Annotated in this window: 18 protein-coding genes and 1 tRNA gene; 7 read left to right on the forward strand and 12 right to left on the reverse strand. The window is 44.1% G+C overall.

The genetic code is table 11. The features are described 5' to 3' along the window. Positions 1-92: 92 nt before the first annotated feature. The 6 genes from P3L57_RS17080 to P3L57_RS17105 form a co-directional block, all read right to left on the reverse strand. The gene (locus P3L57_RS17080) at positions 93-800 is read right to left on the reverse strand and encodes an aspartate/glutamate racemase family protein (protein WP_044159244.1); all 708 of its coding nucleotides are present in this window, start codon (positions 798-800) and stop codon (positions 93-95) included. Between the two features lie 5 nt (positions 801-805). Further along, positions 806-2,170 carry a serine hydrolase gene (locus P3L57_RS17085; protein ID WP_069486885.1) on the reverse strand — a complete coding sequence of 455 codons (1,365 nt, stop codon included), beginning with the start codon at positions 2,168-2,170 and terminating at the stop codon, positions 806-808. A gap of 132 nt (positions 2,171-2,302) precedes the next feature. Further along, positions 2,303-2,869 carry a C1q-like domain-containing protein gene (locus P3L57_RS17090; RefSeq protein ID WP_024122943.1) on the reverse strand — a complete coding sequence of 189 codons (567 nt, stop codon included), beginning with the start codon at positions 2,867-2,869 and terminating at the stop codon, positions 2,303-2,305. A gap of 329 nt (positions 2,870-3,198) precedes the next feature. Next, complete coding sequence (arsC, locus tag P3L57_RS17095) at positions 3,199-3,618, reverse strand: arsenate reductase (thioredoxin) (RefSeq protein ID WP_059292493.1); 420 nt, start codon at positions 3,616-3,618, stop codon at positions 3,199-3,201. A gap of 22 nt (positions 3,619-3,640) precedes the next feature. Then, complete coding sequence (locus P3L57_RS17100) at positions 3,641-4,939, reverse strand: arsenic transporter (RefSeq protein ID WP_069486884.1); 1,299 nt, start codon at positions 4,937-4,939, stop codon at positions 3,641-3,643. 11 nt (positions 4,940-4,950) lie between these two features. Further along, positions 4,951-5,292 carry an ArsR/SmtB family transcription factor gene (locus P3L57_RS17105; RefSeq protein WP_069486883.1) on the reverse strand — a complete coding sequence of 114 codons (342 nt, stop codon included), beginning with the start codon at positions 5,290-5,292 and terminating at the stop codon, positions 4,951-4,953. Positions 5,293-5,890: 598 nt separating this feature from the next. Here P3L57_RS17105 and sacB point away from each other — a divergent pair. From sacB to P3L57_RS17135, 6 genes are all read left to right on the forward strand, one after another. Beyond that, entirely contained in the window at positions 5,891-7,312 is a 1,422-nt protein-coding gene (gene sacB, locus P3L57_RS17110; protein WP_069486882.1) for a levansucrase, read from the forward strand. A 76-nt stretch (positions 7,313-7,388) separates the two neighbouring features. Beyond that, entirely contained in the window at positions 7,389-8,939 is a 1,551-nt protein-coding gene (levB, locus tag P3L57_RS17115; RefSeq protein ID WP_044159257.1) for a 2,6-beta-fructan 6-levanbiohydrolase, read from the forward strand. A 106-nt stretch (positions 8,940-9,045) separates the two neighbouring features. Next, positions 9,046-10,608, forward strand: a complete 1,563-nt coding sequence (aspP, locus tag P3L57_RS17120; RefSeq protein ID WP_069486881.1) for an aspartate/proton symporter AspP — start codon at positions 9,046-9,048, stop codon at positions 10,606-10,608. A 95-nt stretch (positions 10,609-10,703) separates the two neighbouring features. Continuing rightward, complete coding sequence (locus tag P3L57_RS17125; protein WP_044159262.1) at positions 10,704-11,288, forward strand: TetR/AcrR family transcriptional regulator; 585 nt, start codon at positions 10,704-10,706, stop codon at positions 11,286-11,288. Positions 11,289-11,366: 78 nt separating this feature from the next. Further along, a complete protein-coding gene (locus P3L57_RS17130; RefSeq protein ID WP_044160350.1) occupies positions 11,367-11,702 on the forward strand; it encodes a DMT family transporter in 336 nt (111 codons plus the stop codon). After that, positions 11,702-12,016, forward strand: coding sequence for a DMT family transporter (locus P3L57_RS17135; RefSeq protein WP_024122952.1), 315 nt, complete (start codon positions 11,702-11,704; stop codon positions 12,014-12,016). The genes P3L57_RS17130 and P3L57_RS17135 overlap by 1 nt, the downstream gene beginning before the upstream one ends. Positions 12,017-12,061: 45 nt before the next feature. Here P3L57_RS17135 and P3L57_RS17140 read toward each other — a convergent pair whose 3' ends face one another. Continuing rightward, positions 12,062-12,577, reverse strand: a complete 516-nt coding sequence (locus P3L57_RS17140) for a DUF3231 family protein (protein ID WP_024122953.1) — start codon at positions 12,575-12,577, stop codon at positions 12,062-12,064. A 153-nt stretch (positions 12,578-12,730) separates the two neighbouring features. After that, a tRNA-Arg gene (locus tag P3L57_RS17145) sits at positions 12,731-12,806 on the reverse strand. A gap of 280 nt (positions 12,807-13,086) precedes the next feature. Between P3L57_RS17145 and clpP the strand changes: the two genes are divergently transcribed. After that, the gene (gene clpP, locus P3L57_RS17150) at positions 13,087-13,683 is read left to right on the forward strand and encodes an ATP-dependent Clp endopeptidase proteolytic subunit ClpP (protein WP_044159265.1); all 597 of its coding nucleotides are present in this window, start codon (positions 13,087-13,089) and stop codon (positions 13,681-13,683) included. Between the two features lie 117 nt (positions 13,684-13,800). On the opposite strand, the gene pgmB is transcribed toward clpP, so the two are convergent. The 4 genes from pgmB to P3L57_RS17170 are packed head-to-tail and all read right to left on the reverse strand — an operon-like array spanning position 13,801 to position 19,291. Continuing rightward, positions 13,801-14,481 carry a beta-phosphoglucomutase gene (gene pgmB / locus P3L57_RS17155; RefSeq protein WP_044159267.1) on the reverse strand — a complete coding sequence of 227 codons (681 nt, stop codon included), beginning with the start codon at positions 14,479-14,481 and terminating at the stop codon, positions 13,801-13,803. Next, entirely contained in the window at positions 14,478-16,163 is a 1,686-nt protein-coding gene (locus P3L57_RS17160; RefSeq protein ID WP_069486880.1) for a glycoside hydrolase family 13 protein, read from the reverse strand. The genes pgmB and P3L57_RS17160 overlap by 4 nt, the downstream gene beginning before the upstream one ends. Next, a complete protein-coding gene (locus tag P3L57_RS17165; protein ID WP_069486879.1) occupies positions 16,156-18,429 on the reverse strand; it encodes a glycoside hydrolase family 65 protein in 2,274 nt (757 codons plus the stop codon). Before P3L57_RS17165 ends, P3L57_RS17160 begins: the two co-directional genes overlap by 8 nt. After that, positions 18,407-19,291 (reverse strand): DUF1189 domain-containing protein, encoded by an 885-nt coding sequence (locus tag P3L57_RS17170; RefSeq protein WP_069486878.1) that lies wholly within the window; start codon positions 19,289-19,291, stop codon positions 18,407-18,409. Before P3L57_RS17170 ends, P3L57_RS17165 begins: the two co-directional genes overlap by 23 nt. Positions 19,292-19,293 lie beyond the last annotated feature (2 nt).

Genomic DNA, 19,293 nt, shown 5'->3' on the forward strand with positions numbered 1-19,293 from the left:
TTCAGAAGAAATCATGTAACTATTTACATGTTTACTTTAACAACATTGCATGAGGCTGTCAAACGATAAGAACACAAAAAAACAAGAGCCGATTACATACAGCCCTTGTTGAATGGTTCGTTTTGATAAGCAAGATACGTGCTGACCGTGCTTTTTGCGAGACAATCAGAGGAATCTATAATCGGGATATCACCGTGAAAATGATCTAACACCGTGTTCAAATCTGTGCAAGCCGAAATGATGAGATCCGCTCTTTTACTGATTTCCAAATATAGCTCCCGCCATATGTCCTGAGTCTTGTGAACATGATTCGGCTGTTTGATCGCGGCGATGAGCTGATTGACTTCCCGCTGCCAATGTTTCTCATGAATAAACTCATGTCCGCCCGCCTTCAACCCTTTTTGATAAATACAGGATTGTATGGTTGAATCTGTTCCTAAAACAGCCACTTTTTGTGCTGAATCCGGAAGCTCCTTCACCGTTTCCTCAATGATATGTAACAAAGGAATCGACAATGCCTGCTGGATGTCTTCAAAATAGGCATGCGCCGTATTACAAGGAAGAGAAATAAAGTCCGCACCGGTCTTCTCCAGCTTGACGGCTCCATCAATAATCGCTTTTTTCATTTCATCATGATCGATTGGACGATCGACATAAAAGGGTGTCGGACAGGAATAAATCATCATCTGCGGGTAGTCGATATCATGTGAAGCGCCATACAGCTTCTGACAGTAATCAATGACCTTATCTAAAAACGGAGAGGTCGATTTTGGTCCCATTCCAGCTAATATGCCAATCATCAAATTCATTCCTTTCTATCCGTCCGGACCGCTTCTTCCTCTGTTCCGTCCTGATAAATGATAAAACTCTTCGCAGCATCATCCCCTAACATAAATTCAACTTCAACAGGCAATGATTGCTTAAAGAAACGGGTTTCCGAGGAAGGAAATAATTCAAACCTCATCTGTCCGGTAATTTGCAGATAAAGCCGCTCGTTCTCGGCTGTCACCGCCGCAACTGTCCCATCATGAATGGAGTAGCTGCCAACATAGCGGCTGTAAATCGCTGTATCAATGTCTTTTTTCTTTTTATCAGCAGGACGTTCCGGGATTTCATATGGCTGGTCAAATAAAATATTCTCCGCCGCCTTCAGAATCGCTTGTTCATATTCGGCATCCTGTTCCATATTACTCAAATAGATCAGCGTTTTACGATGGTCTATATATCGGATCATCATCGTCGAATAGCCGGGCCAGCCTCCGCTATGGCTGACAATTCGTCCTTTTTCAGGACTGTTTTGCAGCACCCAGCCAAATCCGTAGTCAACCGTTTCCCCATGGTTCAGTTTTACAGGAGAAAACGCGGCTTCCTTAGAAACCTCGCTGATCAATTTGTCCTGATATAAAGCCTGATCAAATCGAAATAAATCGCTTGTGACAGAATTCACTGTACCGTCTCCCTGTATTCCATCCAGATACACAACATAGCTGGTTTCCTCTAGTCCATCAGGAAGAACGTACTGTCCGGAATGCACATCATACACATACCCATACGCATAGCCTTCAATCTGCTCAGGACGCAGCCTTCTGTTATATACTCTCGTGTTCGCCATACCGACCGGGGTGAAAATATGTTGTTTCAAAAAGTCCGCATAGCTCATGCCCGATGCCTTCTCAATCAAAACTGCCAGCAGCACATACCCCGTATTGCTGTAAAGCCAGCCTTCATTCGGAGCAAAATAGCAAGGCGGCTGCTCATTCATCAGCATATCCACTACATCCTGATTCACTGCAATCTTGCTTTTATTCCAATTGGCAAAAAACCACTCTATATATTCCGGAAGCCCGGATGTATGGTTCAATAAGTGCCGAATCGTAACGCCTTCATAAGGAAATCCGGGAATCCAGCGCTCCACCGTATCCTCATAACCAAGCATCCCTTTCTCCTCCAATAGAACAACTGCCATTGCTGTAAAAGGCTTTGATAGTGATGCCAGCTCAAACAAAGAACTTTCTTGCAAAAGCCGTTTTCCCGGCAAATCCGCATAACCGAAAGCGTGATGATATAATATGTCGCCATCCTCTGCGGCTAAAACCGCCCCGTTGAAATGTTTTCTTTCACCTAATGTTTCAAATAAAGTCTTAAGTTCCTTCCTTTTCTTCTGCTTCATTGCTCCACCTCCCCTTTTTCCTACGATACTGAGCTACTAATGTTTCAATTATTTTGAAAATATAAAAAAAGCTGATCAATCCTCTAACAGGAAAAATCAACTTTAGATGTACATTGAATCAAAATCTCCTTTTTACGCAGTCGGAGAAGGAACTCTGGCGGCTGCAAAACGGGTTCTCGGAGTCGCTTGAATGAATCCTGCGGCAGTACTTCTCATTGCAACTGTCACCGTATCTCCGGCGTTTAACTGAAGAATTTCCGTAATGGCTACGACTGCCGGAAGATTTCCTGCTTGAAATTGGCTATTTCCGCCTATCACATCTTGATTCACGAGAAATACGACTTCTAAGTTGAAGTCAACAATCGCATTCGTTTGAAACTCAACTGATGCATTTAAAGAATATACGCCTGCTGTTCTCGGTGAAAATGTAGATGTGTTGGGGTTATATTCATTCGCCAAATCAAATTGTACATTTTGAAATCGGACTCCGCTAGCTGCATTTGCAGCCACTGACAGATTCGCATTGCTGGTGGCTCTGAAAGCAGAAATAGGCTGGTTCGTATCTGATGTAATTGGTGCGAAGAGCTGGTTTTGTTGAGTGGATGGGGTATTTCCATTTCTGCCTTGCATAACACTTGGTGATAAAAGGGGTTCCGGTCGATCGTTTCTCTTAATCCATTTCGTTGGCCTTGGCGGCATTGACTTATTCCTCCTTATACGTTTTCTTTCGCTTCTATCATTTGTTTGCTTTCGCAATACATTATTATATTGATCCTTACAGGCTTTGAAACGGTATCTGCCCGACTAAACTCAAAAACAAAAATGAAAGCTGCTAGTTCCAAAACGGATTACCGCTTCTATTACAAGACCATAAAAAAGATAGAAGATCAATCCATATTTTAAATTGCGATTACGAGAATTACCAATGGCAATATCGTTTGGTATCCCCTACCTGGGGTACAGCCATCATCATCACCGCGATGAGAGCCACAAAAAAGCCGGGAGACCATCCTCCCGGCTTTTCCAACTTATTTACCTGTTTCCGCAAAGCGCTTGAGCCGCTCGCCGATTTCGTCACGAACTCGCTGAAAGAACACCCATTTTTCCGCTTCCGATCCTTCCGCTTTTGCAGGATCATCAAAGCCCCAGTGCTCGCGCTTGACGTGAGGCGGCGTCACCGGGCATTTATCAGCCGCGTCCCCGCAAAGCGTCACGACAAGATCAGCACTGTTTAAAATAGCCGGATCGATGATATCTGATGTTTGTCCGGAAATGTCGATCCCCGCTTCCTTCATCGCTTTTACAGCATTCGGATTGAGCCCGTGCGCTTCGATTCCCGCGCTGTATACATTCCATTCATCTTCCAGATATTGTTTCGCCCAGCCTTCAGCCATTTGGCTGCGGCAGGAGTTGCCTGTGCATAAAAAGAAGATGGTTTTTTTAGACATGTTTGTTCATCTCCCAGATGTTTTAGTGAATGATCAATAACCAGATATAAAGGCCGAAAAGAGTCATCAGCAGGGTCGGAACAGTCAGAATCACCCCTGTTTTCACGTATGTCCCCCAAGAGATTTTCACTCCTTTTTGCGCGAGAACATGAAGCCATAACAGCGTCGCCAGCGACCCAATCGGCGTGATTTTCGGCCCCAGATCAGAACCGATGACATTTGCATAAATTAAGGCTTCTTTCATCATTCCTTGTGTATCCGTACCGGCTATCGCAATAGCATCAATCATGACGGTCGGCATGTTATTCATTACCGATGATAAAATAGCCGCGATAAAGCCCATTCCCATGGTTCCCGCCAACAGCCCCTGATCCGCGGCTGCCTGTATAAGGCTGGACAGAAGGTCTGTTAAGCCGGCGTTTCTTAACCCGTACACGACGACATACATCCCAATGGAAAAAAACACAATCGCCCATGGTGCCCCTTTGACCACCTGCTTCGTATGAACGGCCGGGCTGTTCTTCGCCATAATAAGAAAGAAAACAGCCACCGCACCGGCGATGAAGGATACGGGGATGGACCATATTTCGCTTACAAAATAACCGATTAATAACATGGCCAGCACAAGCCATGACATACGGAACATGTTTATATCTTTAATGGCGTCAGCCGGTTTCTTCACCTGACTGAGATCATAATGTTTCGGAATCCCTTTTCTGAAAAATAAGTATAAGACGAGTATACTTGCCGCAAGCGAAAAGAGATTCGGGACAATCATCCGTGCCGCATATTCAATGAACCCGACGTGAAAGAAATCGGCCGACACGATATTCACCAAATTGCTGACCACAAGCGGAAGCGATGTTGTATCAGCGATAAACCCGCTCGCGATAATAAATGGGAACACCAGCTTTTCTTCAAAACGCAAAGCCCGCATCATCGCAAGCACAATCGGCGTTAAAATAAGCGCCGCACCGTCATTGGCAAAAAACGCCGCCACGACGGCGCCTAAAACGGAAATATAAATAAACATACGCAGGCCGCTGCCTTTAGCCGCCTTCGCCATATGCAAAGCAGCCCATTCGAAAAAGCCAATGTGGTCTAAAATGAGCGAGATGAGAATGATCGCCACAAACGCCAGAGTCGCATTCCATACAATGCCGGTAACGTCCGCCACATCCTTTACGCTCACAACCCCCGCAAGCAAAGCCAAAACCGCTCCCCCGCAGGCTGACCAGCCAATAGACAGATTTTTCGGCTGCCAAATAACAAAAATAAGTGTAAGGATAAAGATCATTGCTGCTAAAACTGCTGAACTCAAACGAGAACCTCCTACTTACAAGAAACTTGAGTTTCTTTTTTCTGAATAGACTGCAACACGTCATCATCTGAGCTGATGTGACCAAGAATCGATTGAATCAATCCATATTCAGGACAAGCCGAATTAATTGAATAAAACCGCCACTGTCCCTTTTTCTCTTCATTCACAAATCCAGCCTGTTTCAGCTTCCGTAAATGCTGGCTGATAGCTGGCTGGCTCACGTCAAACATATCGACAAACTGGCAGACACAGTATGCTTTTTCCTCCAGCTTCTTCATGATCAAAAGCCTGGTTTGATCATGAAGAAGCTTCAGGCAGTGACTGATTTCAGCAGATGTCAAGGCATGCTTCATGAAAGCATCAGCTCCCTTCCGCGTTCATTGTATAACTCACCGATTATATAAGTCAATCCTTATATTATAGAAGAAAAAGGATCACCGTTTAAAATCTTTTTTTATTATCATTCCTTCCCTTATGAAGCTAAAATGGCTTTATTTATACTGTCACATATTGTGAATGATTTATGAATTTACATTTCTTTATCACTTTTTTGTTGTTCGGATAGGCCGGATAAAAAGGAACTTTGTGCCCATGCGAAAGCTTGTTATAACCTATAGAAGATGTAAAGAAACAATCAGCCGGATTAGTCCATAAGACCTGTACTCTTAAATTCTTTTTATTCATTTTCTATCAAACAAAAGAGGAAAATAGACCCGTTGAAATAAGATTCAGTGTCTAATAGAATAATGTTGAAAAGCAAATTACGCAGGTTTGTTACTGATAAAGCAGGCAAGACCTAAAATGTGTTAAGGGCAAAGTGTATTCTTTGACGTCATCCCTTTACATATTTTAGGTCTTTTTTTATTGCACGTAATCGACTTGCCATTATCAACAGGAGGGCTGGAAGAAAGCAGACCGCTAACACAGTACATAAAAAAGGAGACAAGAACGATGAACATCAAAAAGTTTGCCAAACAAGCAACAGTATTAACCTTTACAACCGCACTGCTGGCAGGAGGCGCGACTCAAGCGTTTGCGAAAGAAGCAGATCACAAACCGTATAAAGAAACGTACGGCATTTCCCATATTACCCGCCACGACATGCTGCAAATCCCTGAACAGCAAAAGAATGAAAAATATCAGGTGCCTGAATTTGACCAATCGAAGATTAAAAACATCTCTTCCGCAAAAGGCTTGGACGTGTGGGACAGCTGGCCATTGCAAAACGCTGACGGCACAGTCGCAAACTACCATGGCTACCATGTTGTCTTTGCATTAGCCGGAGACCCTAAAAACGCGGATGACACATCGATTTACATGTTCTATCAAAAAGTTGGCGAGACTTCCATTGACAGCTGGAAGAACGCAGGCCGTGTCTTTAAAGACAGTGACAAGTTTGATGCAAATGATCCCATCTTAAAAGATCAGACACAAGAATGGTCAGGATCAGCTACATTTACATCTGACGGCAAAATCCGTTTATTCTACACTGACTTTTCCGGTAAACATTACGGCAAACAAACACTGACAACTGCACAGGTTAACGTGTCAACTTCAGACAGTTCTCTTACGATTAACGGTGTAGAAGATCACAAGTCCATTTTTGATGGCGACGGCAAAACATATCAAAATGTTCAGCAATTCATTGATGAGGGCAACTATAGTTCAGGAGATAACCATACGCTGAGAGACCCTCACTATGTGGAAGATCACGGCCGCAAATACCTAGTATTTGAAGCGAACACAGGAACTGAAGACGGCTACCAAGGCGAAGAATCTTTATTCAACAAAGCTTACTATGGCAAAAGCACATCATTCTTCCGTCAAGAAAGTCAAAAACTTCTGCAAAGCGATAAAAAACGCACTGCTGAATTAGCTAACGGCGCACTTGGCATCATTGAGCTTAACGATGACTACACACTGAAGAAAGTCATGAAGCCGCTGATCACATCTAACACAGTAACTGACGAAATCGAACGTGCGAATGTCTTCAAAATGAACGGCAAATGGTATCTGTTCACTGACTCCCGCGGGTCAAAAATGACGATTGACGGCATCACTTCTAACGATATTTACATGCTTGGCTATGTTTCTAATTCTTTAACTGGCCCATACAAGCCGCTGAACAAAACAGGCCTTGTGTTAAAAATGGACCTTGATCCTAACGATGTGACCTTTACTTACTCACACTTCGCTGTGCCTCAAGCGAAAGGAAACAATGTCGTGATTACAAGCTACATGACAAACAGAGGCTTCTACGCAGACAAACAGGCAACGTTTGCGCCAAGCTTCTTACTGAACATCAAAGGCAAAAAGACATCTGTGGTGAAAAACAGCATCCTTGAACAAGGACAATTAACAGTTAACAAATAAAAACGCAAAAGAAAATGCCGATATCCTATTGGCATTTTCTTTTATTTCTTATCAACATCATAAAGGTGAATCCCATATGAACTATAAAAAAGCAGGCAAATGGCTAACCGTATTCCTAAGCTTTTTAGGAATATTGCTGTTTATCGACTTATTTCCAAAAGAAGGACATGACCAAAAAACAAAATCAACACAGAAGCCGGACTACCGGGCGGCATATCATTTTACAACGCCGGATAAATGGAAAAATGACCCTCAAAAACCGATCTATTTTGATGGCAAGTATCATTATTTTTATCTATATAACCGGGATTACCCAAAAGGCAACGGGACAGAATGGCGCCATGCCGTATCAGACGATTTGGTGCACTGGACAGATGAAGGCGTGGCGATTCCGAAATATACAAACCCGGACGGTGATATTTGGACCGGTTCCGTCGTGGTGGATAAAGAGAACACAGCCGGCTTCGGGAAAAATGCGCTTGTCGCGATTGTGACACAGCCCTCAGCCAAAGACAAAAAACAGGAACAATATTTGTGGTACAGCACAGACAAAGGAAAATCATTCAAATTCTACAGTGGCAACCCCGTTATGCCTAATCCGGGCACAGACGATTTTAGAGATCCGAAAGTGATATGGGATGATCAGGATAACAAATGGGTCATGGTCATGGCTGAAGGATCAAAAATCGGCTTTTATGAATCCGATAATCTTAAGGACTGGCATTACACAAGCGGATTCTTCCCAGAGCAGGCGGGAATGGTCGAATGTCCTGACCTCTACATGATGCGGGCAAGCGACGGAACGAATAAATGGGTTCTCGGTGCGAGCGCGAACGGTAAACCGTGGGGCAAACCAAATACGTACGCCTACTGGACCGGTAGCTTCGACGGAAAAGAATTTACAGCGGATCAGACTGAAGCCCAATGGCTTGACTATGGCTTCGACTGGTACGGCGGTGTGACGTTCGAAGACAGCAAAAGCACAGATCCATTAGAAAAGCGGTATGCGCTTGCCTGGATGAACAATTGGGATTATGCCAACAACACCCCGACAATGAAGAACGGCTTTAACGGCACAGATTCTGTCATACGCGAACTCCGGCTGCAGGAGCAGGACGGAACATACAGCCTCGTCTCACAGCCGATTGAAGCTTTGGAGCAGCTGACTGTTTCAACTGACGAAATAGAGGATCAGGATGTGAACGGATCAAAAACTCTGTCGATAACAGGTGATACGTACCAGCTTGATACGGATCTTTCTTGGTCAGAGCTAAAGAATGCAGGCGTCAGGCTCAGAGAATCAGAAGACCAAAAACGCCATATTGATGTCGGCATTTTCGCTGAAGGCGGCTATGCATATGTCAATAGAGCAGCCACAAATCAGCCTGACAAAAGCAATACCTATGTCGAAAGCAAAGCTCCTTATGATGTAAGCAAACGTAAGGTGCATTTGAAAATACTTGTCGATAAAACAACGATAGAGGTATTTGTTGACGACGGGAAAACCGTTTTTTCAAATGAAGTCTTCCCAAAGCCTGAAGATAAAGGTATTACCCTTTTTTCTGATGGCGGCACAGCCTCCTTCAAAAATATAACAGTGAAACACTTTGATTCGATTCATGAATAAAAACAGGTGCAGCGCGGGCTGCGCCTGTTTTTTATTCAGAACGGTATTCTCTGTTTCATATTGGGCATTGTAAGAAATATAAGGCTTGTTTCTAAGGAGGAAGCGGATGTCTAAACAAGGAAATTTTCAAAAATCGATGTCGCTGTTTGATCTGATTCTGATCGGGATGGGAGCGATCTTTGGATCAGCATGGCTGTTCGCTGTCAGTAATGTCGCTTCAAAAGCAGGACCCTCCGGCGCTTTTTCCTGGATTATCGGAGGAGTCATTATTCTGTTAATCGGACTGGTGTACGCAGAACTCGGAGCCGCTTTGCCCCGCACTGGAGGCATCATCAGGTATCCGGTCTATTCACACGGCCATTTGGTCGGCTATTTAATTTCATTTGTCACAATTGTCGCTTACACAAGCCTGATTTCGATTGAAGTCACAGCCGTCCGGCAATATGTGGCCTATTGGTTTCCGGGCCTGACCAAAGAGGGCTCTGACTCACCGACCATTGCAGGCTGGATTTTGCAGTTTGCCTTGCTCTGCTTGTTTTTCCTGCTGAATTATTGGAGCGTTAAAACCTTTGCAAAGGCCAATTTCATTATTTCTATTTTTAAATATATCGTACCGGTCACGATCATTATTGTGCTGATTTTTCATTTTCAGCCGGGAAACTTATCGGTTGAAGGGTTTGCGCCTTTTGGTTTTACAGGCATACAGGCCGCCATTTCGACGGGGGGTGTCATGTTTGCATATCTCGGGCTGCACCCTATTGTGTCTGTTGCCGGTGAGGTGCAAAATCCGAAACGCAATATCCCGATCGCTTTAATTATCTGTATTATCGTTTCAACCATTATTTACACAATTTTGCAAATCACCTTTATCGGTGCGATTCCGACAGAAACGCTGAAAAACGGCTGGCCGGCAATCGGCCGTGAGTTTTCATTGCCGTTTAAAGACATTGCGGTCATGCTCGGTTTAGGATGGCTTGCAACGCTTGTCATTTTAGACGCCATTCTGTCTCCGGGAGGAAACGGGAATATTTTTATGAATACGACATCTCGCCTCGTTTACGCCTGGGCGCGGAACGGCACATTATTTGGCATATTTTCAAAGGTCAATCAAGAAACGGGAACACCCCGTGCTTCACTCTGGCTTTCATTTGCCATGTCGATTTTCTGGACGCTCCCCTTCCCTTCGTGGAACGCGCTCGTCAATGTCTGTTCTGTCGCTCTCATCCTTTCTTATGCGATTGCACCAATTTGTTCAGCCGCACTGAGAGTAAATGCGAAGGACTTAAACAGGCCGTTTTATTTAAAAGGAATGAGCATCATCGGGCCGCTTTCATTTATTTTTACGGCGTTTATTGTGTACTGGTCAGGATGGACAACCGTTTCCTGGCTTCTCGGCTCACAGCTCGTCATGTTTTTGATCTATCTCTGCTTCAGCAAATACGCGCCTAAAGAAGACGTCAGCCTGGCCCAGCAGCTGAAATCAGCCTGGTGGCTCGTCGGATTTTATGTCATGATGCTGATTTTTTCCTATATCGGCTCCTTCGGGCATGGCTTAGGCATTATCAGCAATCCCGTCGATCTCATATTGGTTGCCATCGGCTCGCTTGCGATTTACTATTGGGCAAAGTATACCGGGCTCCCGAAAGCCGCGATTGATTATGATAAATAAGAAGCAGGAGTTTCTCTTGCTTCTTTTTTCGCTTTACAAACACCATTACTCGAGATAAAATGAATGATAGTCAGTCATTACAGGAGGTGTTCCTCGTGCCAAAACAAACATCAGGAAAATATGAAAAGATTCTGCAGGCGGCGATTGAAGTCATTTCTGAAAAGGGACTCGATAAAGCCTCCATCTCAGAGATCGTAAAAAAAGCCGGCACTGCCCAAGGAACGTTTTATTTATATTTTTCATCCAAAAATGCTCTGATTCCGGCCATTGCGGAAAACCTTCTCACTCATACGCTGGAACAAATCAAAGGAAGACTGAATGGCGAGGAAGATTTTTGGACCGTCTTACAAACCTTAATTGATGAGACGTTTCATATCACAGAGCGCCATAAAGATATTATTGTCCTCTGCTACTCGGGGCTTGCCATCGACCATTCCATGGAAAAATGGGAGACCATTTATCAGCCTTATTATTCTTGGCTTGAGAACATCATCAATAAGGCGATCGACAGCCAAAATGTGATTGAAGGCATCAATGCAAAGTGGACGGCAAGAACCATCATCAATCTGGTTGAGAACACAGCAGAACGGTTTTATATCGGGTTTGAACAAGATGAAAACCTTGAAGTATCTAAAAAAGAAATTTTCACATTCTTAAAACGGAGCTTAGGTAAAGCTTAAAAAATGACTGGGTGACACCGCTCATTTTTTAACACCTAAAAAATGACTGACGTTCATTCATAAAAAGAGGTGTTAATGTTGTATTGGGTACTTGTTTTGATAGCAGGGCTTCTAGAAGTGGTTTGGGCCTCCTCCCTCAAACATGCGGATTCGCTTTTTGATTGGATTATCGTTTTTCTATTAATAGCGATAAGCTTTATACTGTTAATCCGCTCTTATCGAAAAATTCCTATGGCCGCGGCATATACCGTATTTGTCGGAATTGGAACCGTCGGAACCTACACGACCGGGATCTTCTTAGGCGAATCCTTCTCAGCAGCACAAATCTTCTTTTTGATGCTGCTGCTAGCCGGTATTTTAGGAATGAAGCTTTTCACAAAAGAAAATAAAACTCAGCCGAGAGGTGAAAAATAATGGCGTGGTTTTTATTATTCATTGCGGGTATAGAAGAAATTATAGCTGCCATCGCCATGAAATATATAGACGGCACAAAGAAAAAATGGCCGATTATTGTGATGACTGCCGGATTTGCTTTATCTTTTTACTGTCTATCACAGGCCATGCAAGTTCTGCCTTCCGGCGTCGCTTATGCCGTCTGGACCGGTATAGGCAGCATAGGCGTAACAGCGGTCAGCCTGATTTGGTTTAAGGAACGGTTTCAGCTTTCTCAGCTGATTTCTCTTTGCCTGATACTTGCCGGCGTCATCGGCCTGCGTCTTACGTCTTAATATCATAAAAGGCATATACAGAAAGCTGTATATGCCTTTTATTTTTCACTCATCATCCTGGTGTTTATGAAGATGAAGCGGCGGCGGGATGAGCCAGCCTTTGTTTTTCAGCAGCCTTAAGTATTTTGCTCCTGTTGCCGCCTTGGTCATATGAAATTGCCCAAACATCATCGCGATGTCTTCGCGAATCGACTGTCCCATAATTTTGCTGCATGTCACAAGACCGGCAGCATTTTGCGCAGCTGCGGATGCGGCCACATCCGGATCGAGAAACCGCGCGCCCGGCGGAATGTCGTTAAGATCTGCATCCGGCGGCTCAGGAGAAGCGGGCGGAAGCCCCACGCCGTTTTCTTTCAGGATATTGCTGACCTGTTTGATTTCATCTTGGCATTTCTCGATGGACTCACGAAGCAGCTTCTTTAAATCGCCATCACCAACATGATGCAATAACATCTGGTAATTGCCGATCATTTTATTTCCCGCCATCACATAACTCCACAAACTGAATACCTCACCGTAATGCATCGGTTCTTCTTGCGGATTACCGCTTAAAATTCCCATTGTCTTCCTCCTTAACAAATTCAATACTGTTCATCACCTACGATGCCCAGCAGGAGGAAAAATTATGTACTCACGAGAAGTTTTCTGGAAACAAACAAAAAAGACAAGAGCGGCAAAATGCCAAACCCTTGTCTTTCCTGTTGTTCTATTGGACGCGCTCGGAGGGATTCGAACCCCCGGCAGACGTGGTACCGGAAACCACCGCTCTATCCAACTGAGCTACGAGCGCATATTGACATATTTTCTCTGCGTGATGATAACGTCAGCATAACTCATTATACGGTATTTCAGCCGAAATAACAACCCTCTATTTTAAAGGTCTGTTTTTTTAAGAAGACACATCATCTTCTTTCAGAAGCTCACATACGATGGTTTGAACCGTTGTATTTTTGGGGAAAATGGGAAAAAGAGAAGAGTTTACATGTCAAGCCAGCTTTTTGTTTGACCTTTATTGACCAAAAATGTATCATGTAACTACATACTTACCTAAAAGGTGAAGGAGGAGCATTATGAATTTAATACCTACAGTCATTGAACAAACGAACCGCGGGGAAAGAGCGTATGACATTTATTCTCGTTTATTAAAGGATCGTATCATTATGCTTGGATCTGCGATTGATGACAACGTTGCGAACTCCATCGTGTCACAGCTTTTATTCTTAGAAGCGGAAGACCCTGAAAAAGATATTTCTATTTACATCAACAGTCCGGGCGGCTCTATCACAGCCGGTATGGCGATCTATGATACCATGCAGTTTATTAAGCCGAAGGTATCTACAATTTGTATCGGTATGGCTGCGTCAATGGGCGCGTTCTTGCTTGCTGCCGGAGAAAAAGGCAAACGCTATGCGCTTCCAAACAGTGAAGTCATGATTCACCAGCCTCTTGGCGGAGCTCAAGGTCAAGCGACAGAAATTGAAATTGCCGCGAAACGTATTCTCTTGCTTCGCGACAAATTAAACAAAGTGCTTGCTGAACGTACTGGCCAGCCTCTTGAAGTGATCGAACGCGACACAGACCGCGATAACTTCAAGTCTGCTGAAGAAGCGCTTGAATACGGCCTGATTGACAAAATTCTGACTCGCAACTCAGAAGATCAAAAGTAATACCGCAACCTGCAAGAGACATGTCTCTTGCAGGTTTTTTAATGCTGAAGGAACTCTCTCACTAACAAGAGAAACATACATACGAAACATCAGAAATGCAGTCCCTTTTCCCTCCGTTCATTTTTGAATACGATTTATTGTATACGACTTCCACTCTTCATTCAGCACCTCAAACGTCAAATCGCAAGTTTGCCTTACAATCAGATCGGCATCATGCATTGATTGTTCATAGCCGACTCCAACCGCAAACATTCCGGCAGATTTAATGGCGGCAATTCCCGCTTCAGCGTCTTCTACTGCCGCACAATCAGCCGGGGAGACGCCAAGCAGCGCCGCGGCCGTTAAAAATATTTCAGGATCAGGTTTCCCGTTCGCAAGAGCCGTCGGGTCAACAATGGCATGAAAATCATCAATAATCTCCAAACGTTTTAAAATCTCGGGGGCGTTGCGACTTGAAGACGCTAACCCGATTTTTATATTTTCGACTTTTAATTCACGAAGAAGCCTGCCGATTCCCGGCAAAAGATCTTCCGGCGTCAATTTGCTGATCAACGTCTGATAATATTTGTTTTTTTGGTGCAGAAGATCTTGTTTCTCCGCATTTGTATATGTTGCTTCCGCTCCGCCATAAATAAGTATGTTTTCAAGCGACTTTTCTCTGCTGATTCCTTTGAGGCTTTCATTCATACTTCGGTCAAAGGGAATATCGATTTGTTCTGCTATGTGCTTCCAAGCGAGAAAATGATATTCAGCAGTATCTGTGATCACCCCGTCTAAATCAAAAATGACCGCTTTCATATGCTGATACCCATCATAGCTTCATAGGGTTCAAGGCAAATATGCTTCATGTCAGCTCTCTCCTGCGAATAGTTGGAAATGAGCACTTTCCAACGCTCATGAATCAGTTCCTGAGGCAATTCGAACAGAGCCTTGTCTTCTGACAAATTCACAACGACGAGAAGCTTTTCCCCTTGATATTCACGGATGTAAGAGAAGATTTGCGGGTCACCCTCCAGCAGCAGCTGATAATCTCCGTCTATTATGATCTGATATTGCTTTCGTAATTGAATAAGCTTCTGGTAGTAGTAGAAAATCGAATCTTGATCGTCCAAGGACTCTTGCACATTGATTTCATGATAGCGGGAATTTACCGCTATCCAAGGGTTTCCGGCTGTGAATCCCGCATGTTTTTCGGCATCCCATTGCATCGGTGTTCTCGCGTGATCTCTTCCTTTTTTCGTTACGGCTTTTAGAAAATCTTTCTCTGACATCGTTTTGTTTTCGATGACCAGTTCACGGTATGCATTTTTTATTTCAAGATCATCATACATTTCCAGCGGCATATCACTGTTGACCATGCCGATTTCTTCTCCCTGGTAAATAAACGGGGTTCCTTTCATACCGTGAAGAACCGTTGCAAATGCTTTTGCACACTGCTTTCGCAGCTCGCCATCATTGCCCCAGCGGGAAATGACCCTTGGCTGATCATGATTTTCAAAATACAGGGTATTCCAGCCGACATTCATTAACGCGTTCTGCCACCTTGTCATCGTCTTCTTTAAAGCGACCAGATCAAACGGCTTGATCTGCCATTTTCCATTTGGCGAATGTGGTTCCGAATCAATATCCATATGTTCAAACGTAAAGATCATATTCAGCTCATGTCTGCTTTCATCCGTATACTTTTTCGCCTCTTCTGTATCGGAACCGTTTGCCTCTCCCACCGTCATGCAATCGTAATGAGAAAGTACTTCCCGGTTCATTTCTTGAATAAACTCATGCAGGCGGGGGCCGTTTGAATGATAGCAGCCGACGATATAGCGGCGGCTGTCATCTGTTTCGTAGTCCGGAAAATCGACGTATTTGGAAATGGAGCCGATCACATCCATCCGCCAGCCGTCAACGCCTTTATCCATCCAGAACCTCATCAAACCATAAACTTCCCGGCGTACCGCTTCATTTTCCCAGTTTAAATCAGGCTGCTTTTTCGAAAAGTAGTGCAAATAATATTGCCCCGTCCGTTCATCAAGCGTCCACGCCGGGCCTGAGAAGATTGATCCCCAGTTATTGGGCTCAGATCCGTCCGGTTTTGGATCTTTCCAAAAATAATAATCCCGGTAAGGATTGTCCTTCGACTTGCGGCTTTCGTCAAACCACGCATGCTCATCCGACGTGTGGTTCACAACCAAATCCATGATGATTTTCATTCCGCGCTGATGCACTTCATCAATTAACTGAAACATATCTTCATTTGTCCCAAATTTTGCGTACATGTTTCTGTAGTCGCTGATGTCATAGCCGTTATCATCCTGCGGGGAATCAAACACCGGTGAGAGCCAGATCACATCCGCCCCGAGATTTTTGATGTAATCCAGCTTTTGAATCACGCCTTGCAAATCACCGAATCCATCTCCATTGGAATCATAAAAACTGCGCGGGTAAATTTGATAAACGACAGCTTCCTTCCACCATCTACTCATCAGGCGTTCTCCTTTCACATCGTTCAGTTAGCACAACCGGTTCCTCATAAACTTTCATGTGCAGCGGCTCGCCTTTTAAAAGCTCAAAGATGGCGCTCTTTTCGTCAACCGTCACATTGATTAAGCGATTTCGATAATTGATGTTGAACGAATATCCGTCCCATTCTTTCGGCAACAACGGAGCAAATGACAGCGTCTCATTCGTGATACGCATGCCCGCAAAGCCCTGCACGATCGCGAGCCAGCTTCCCGTCATTGATGTAATGTGCAGGCCTTCTTCCGTGTCATGATTGTAGTTGTCAAGATCAAGCCTTGCTGTACGCTTATATAATTGGAGCGCTTTCTTTTCCATCTTGAGCTCGGCTGCGAGAACCGCATGGACAGAGGGCGACAGGCTCGATTCATGAACGGTCATCGGTTCATAGAATTCAAAGTTTCGCCGTTTTTCTTCCATTGTAAAACGGTCATGAAAAAGATAAATGCCTTGAAGAACATCTGCCTGCTTAATAAAATTGGAGCGCAGAATTTTGTCCCATGACCAATTCTGATAAAGCGGCCGCTCAGTTGGATCTAATTCTGCTGCCGATCGCAGGTCTTTGTCCAAGAATGTGTCATGCTGAATGAAAATTTGCAGTTCTTCACTATACGGATAGTACATCTGCCGGATAATATCTCTCCACACCTTCAGTTCTTCTTCCTGCACATCAAGAAGGCGGCGTTTTTCCGCTGAAATCCTTTCAATATTTTCTAATGTATACTCCAACGTCCAAGCCGCGATTACATTCGTATACCAATTGTTGTTGACATTGTTTTCATATTCATTCGGCCCTGTGACGCCGTGGATCATATATTTGTTTTTTCGTTTCGAGAAGTGAACGCGGCCAGCCCAAAATCTGCTGACTTCCACGAGAACATCTATCCCGTATTCTTCCATGTAGTCACGGTCGCCTGTATAATTGACATAATTACAGATCGCATAGCAAATCGCACCGTTGCGGTGAATTTCTTCGAAGGTGATCTCCCATTCGTTGTGGCATTCATCTCCTGTGAACGTCACCATCGGGTAAAGCGCCCCCTTCAGTCCCAATTTTGCGGCATTTCGTTTGGCAGCCTCCAGATGGTGATAACGGTATAAAAGCAGGTGTTTCGTCACTTCCGGATCGGCAGCAGCCAAATACATCGGCACGGCATATGCCTCAGTATCCCAATAGGCGGCACCTCCGTATTTTTCGCCTGTAAATCCTTTCGGCCCGATATTCAAACGGGCATCGCCCCCGTAATATGTCGAGAATAACTGAAAGATATTGTAGCGGATTCCTTGCTGAAGCTCCTCATCCCCTTTAATCACTATGTCTGCTTTTGCCCATCTTTCCTTCCATTGATCAGTGTGCCTTCGTCTTGCTTCCTCATATCCGTTCTCAAGAATATCCGCCAAAAGCTCCTTGCCTTTTGATAAAAGCTCTGCCTCCAGATAATCACGGGAAGTCGTGACAATAATAAATTTTTTTAAAGAAGCCTTCGTTTGGTAGCTGTAGCGATTCTCAGCATACATGCCAGCTGTTTTATAGCTTTTACTGACAAAGCCTTCAGTCACGTTCGCCATTGCGGCCGAAACAGTAAAGCGAGGTGTTCCAAACGGATTTTCGATCGTTTTTGCCACTACATGGCCGCGGTGAGAACCAGCCCCTTTCGCTTCTTCCTGCCAAAATCGTTCCTGGTAGTTAGAATCTTCATTTGCGACATTTCCATCCAGGTAAGGAACAAGCGTAATGACAGCATCTTCCGTCAGGCACTCTGCTTCGTAATGAATCGCACAAAGCTCTTTAACGGCAAGGCTAAGAAATCGCTCCGATCTGATTCTGACCGTTTTATCCTGAATGCGGACAACAGCGCTTCGCCGCAGAATTCCTTCTTTCATATTGAGTTCTAACTCAAATGATTCAATTTGAGTTTGATAAAGATCGACTTTTTTATCGTCAATATATAAATCTATGCCAATAAAGTTCATCGCATTGATTACTTTTCCGAAATATTCCGGATACCCGTTTTTCCACCAGCCTACCCGCGTTTTGTCAGGGAACCACACGCCTGCGATATATGTGCCTTGATGACTGTCGCCTGAATAGCCTTCTTCAAAATTTCCCCTGACTCCCATATAGCCGTTTGCAAGAGAAGTCAGGCTTTCCTGCAGCCGCATATGTTCCTTTTGAAAATGATTAGTTTTGATTTTCCATTCATCAATCTCAAATAACCGCTGATTTATCATATTTTCCTCCCGAATGTAAGTCTCCTTTATAACGGCGGGTTTTGGCCAAATATCTAAATGTAAAAGAGATCATCAAAGTGACGCCACACGAATGGATCATCAATACAGTGATCAAGTCAAAATGAACCATGCCGACAGCAGCTGCCGCAAATGCCGGCAGTGCTGATGCGCAAATCGCTATAGATGCCGCTTCCTTGAATGACGCAATAGAGATCATGTTTGATAATTTTGTGATCCACATGCCTCCCGCAAGAACAGCAATCAGAAAAAACTGGATCATAAAAATCACCGCACATGCCAGCATCATGATCATCGGCTTATACTGTGCCAGCCACCATTCATTGATAAAACTCTCTACATCATGGGTGTTTGGATTCTTAAGCTTGGCGTCCATTTTCGCATAGCGGACAGAAAAACCCGTTCCATTTTGATCGGTGATGATCAGATGCTCAGACTGAAATATGATTGCGTTATCATATCCAGTTACTTTCAAACGCCCATTTTCACCGCTTGTCTTAAACTCATGCTCCATATCAACCGCCAGTAAATTCTGTCCATCTTCAATCCGATCAGAGCTCTTCCCGCCTGCCAGTTTTCCGTTTCTTATTTGAAAGCCTTGTAATTGACCAGCAAATCGATCATTGACCTTTTGAATAGCTGACGGCATGAAGGATTGAACGTTAAAGCGATCCATTTTCATAAACGAAATCGTAAACGGCGCCATCAAACAGGCCGTCAAAAACATAAAGAGAAAGGTGAGCTGCAGCCAGCTGAATGTTTTCCCGTAACGGCAAACGCCCGATGGAGATGCGGCCGCTTTAAGACAGCGAATGATAAAGCTTTCATTTTGCAGATTCTTCATCG

Source organism: Bacillus sp. B28, from assembly GCF_029536185.1.
GTDB classification, from domain to species: Bacteria; Bacillota; Bacilli; order Bacillales; family Bacillaceae; genus Bacillus; species Bacillus halotolerans.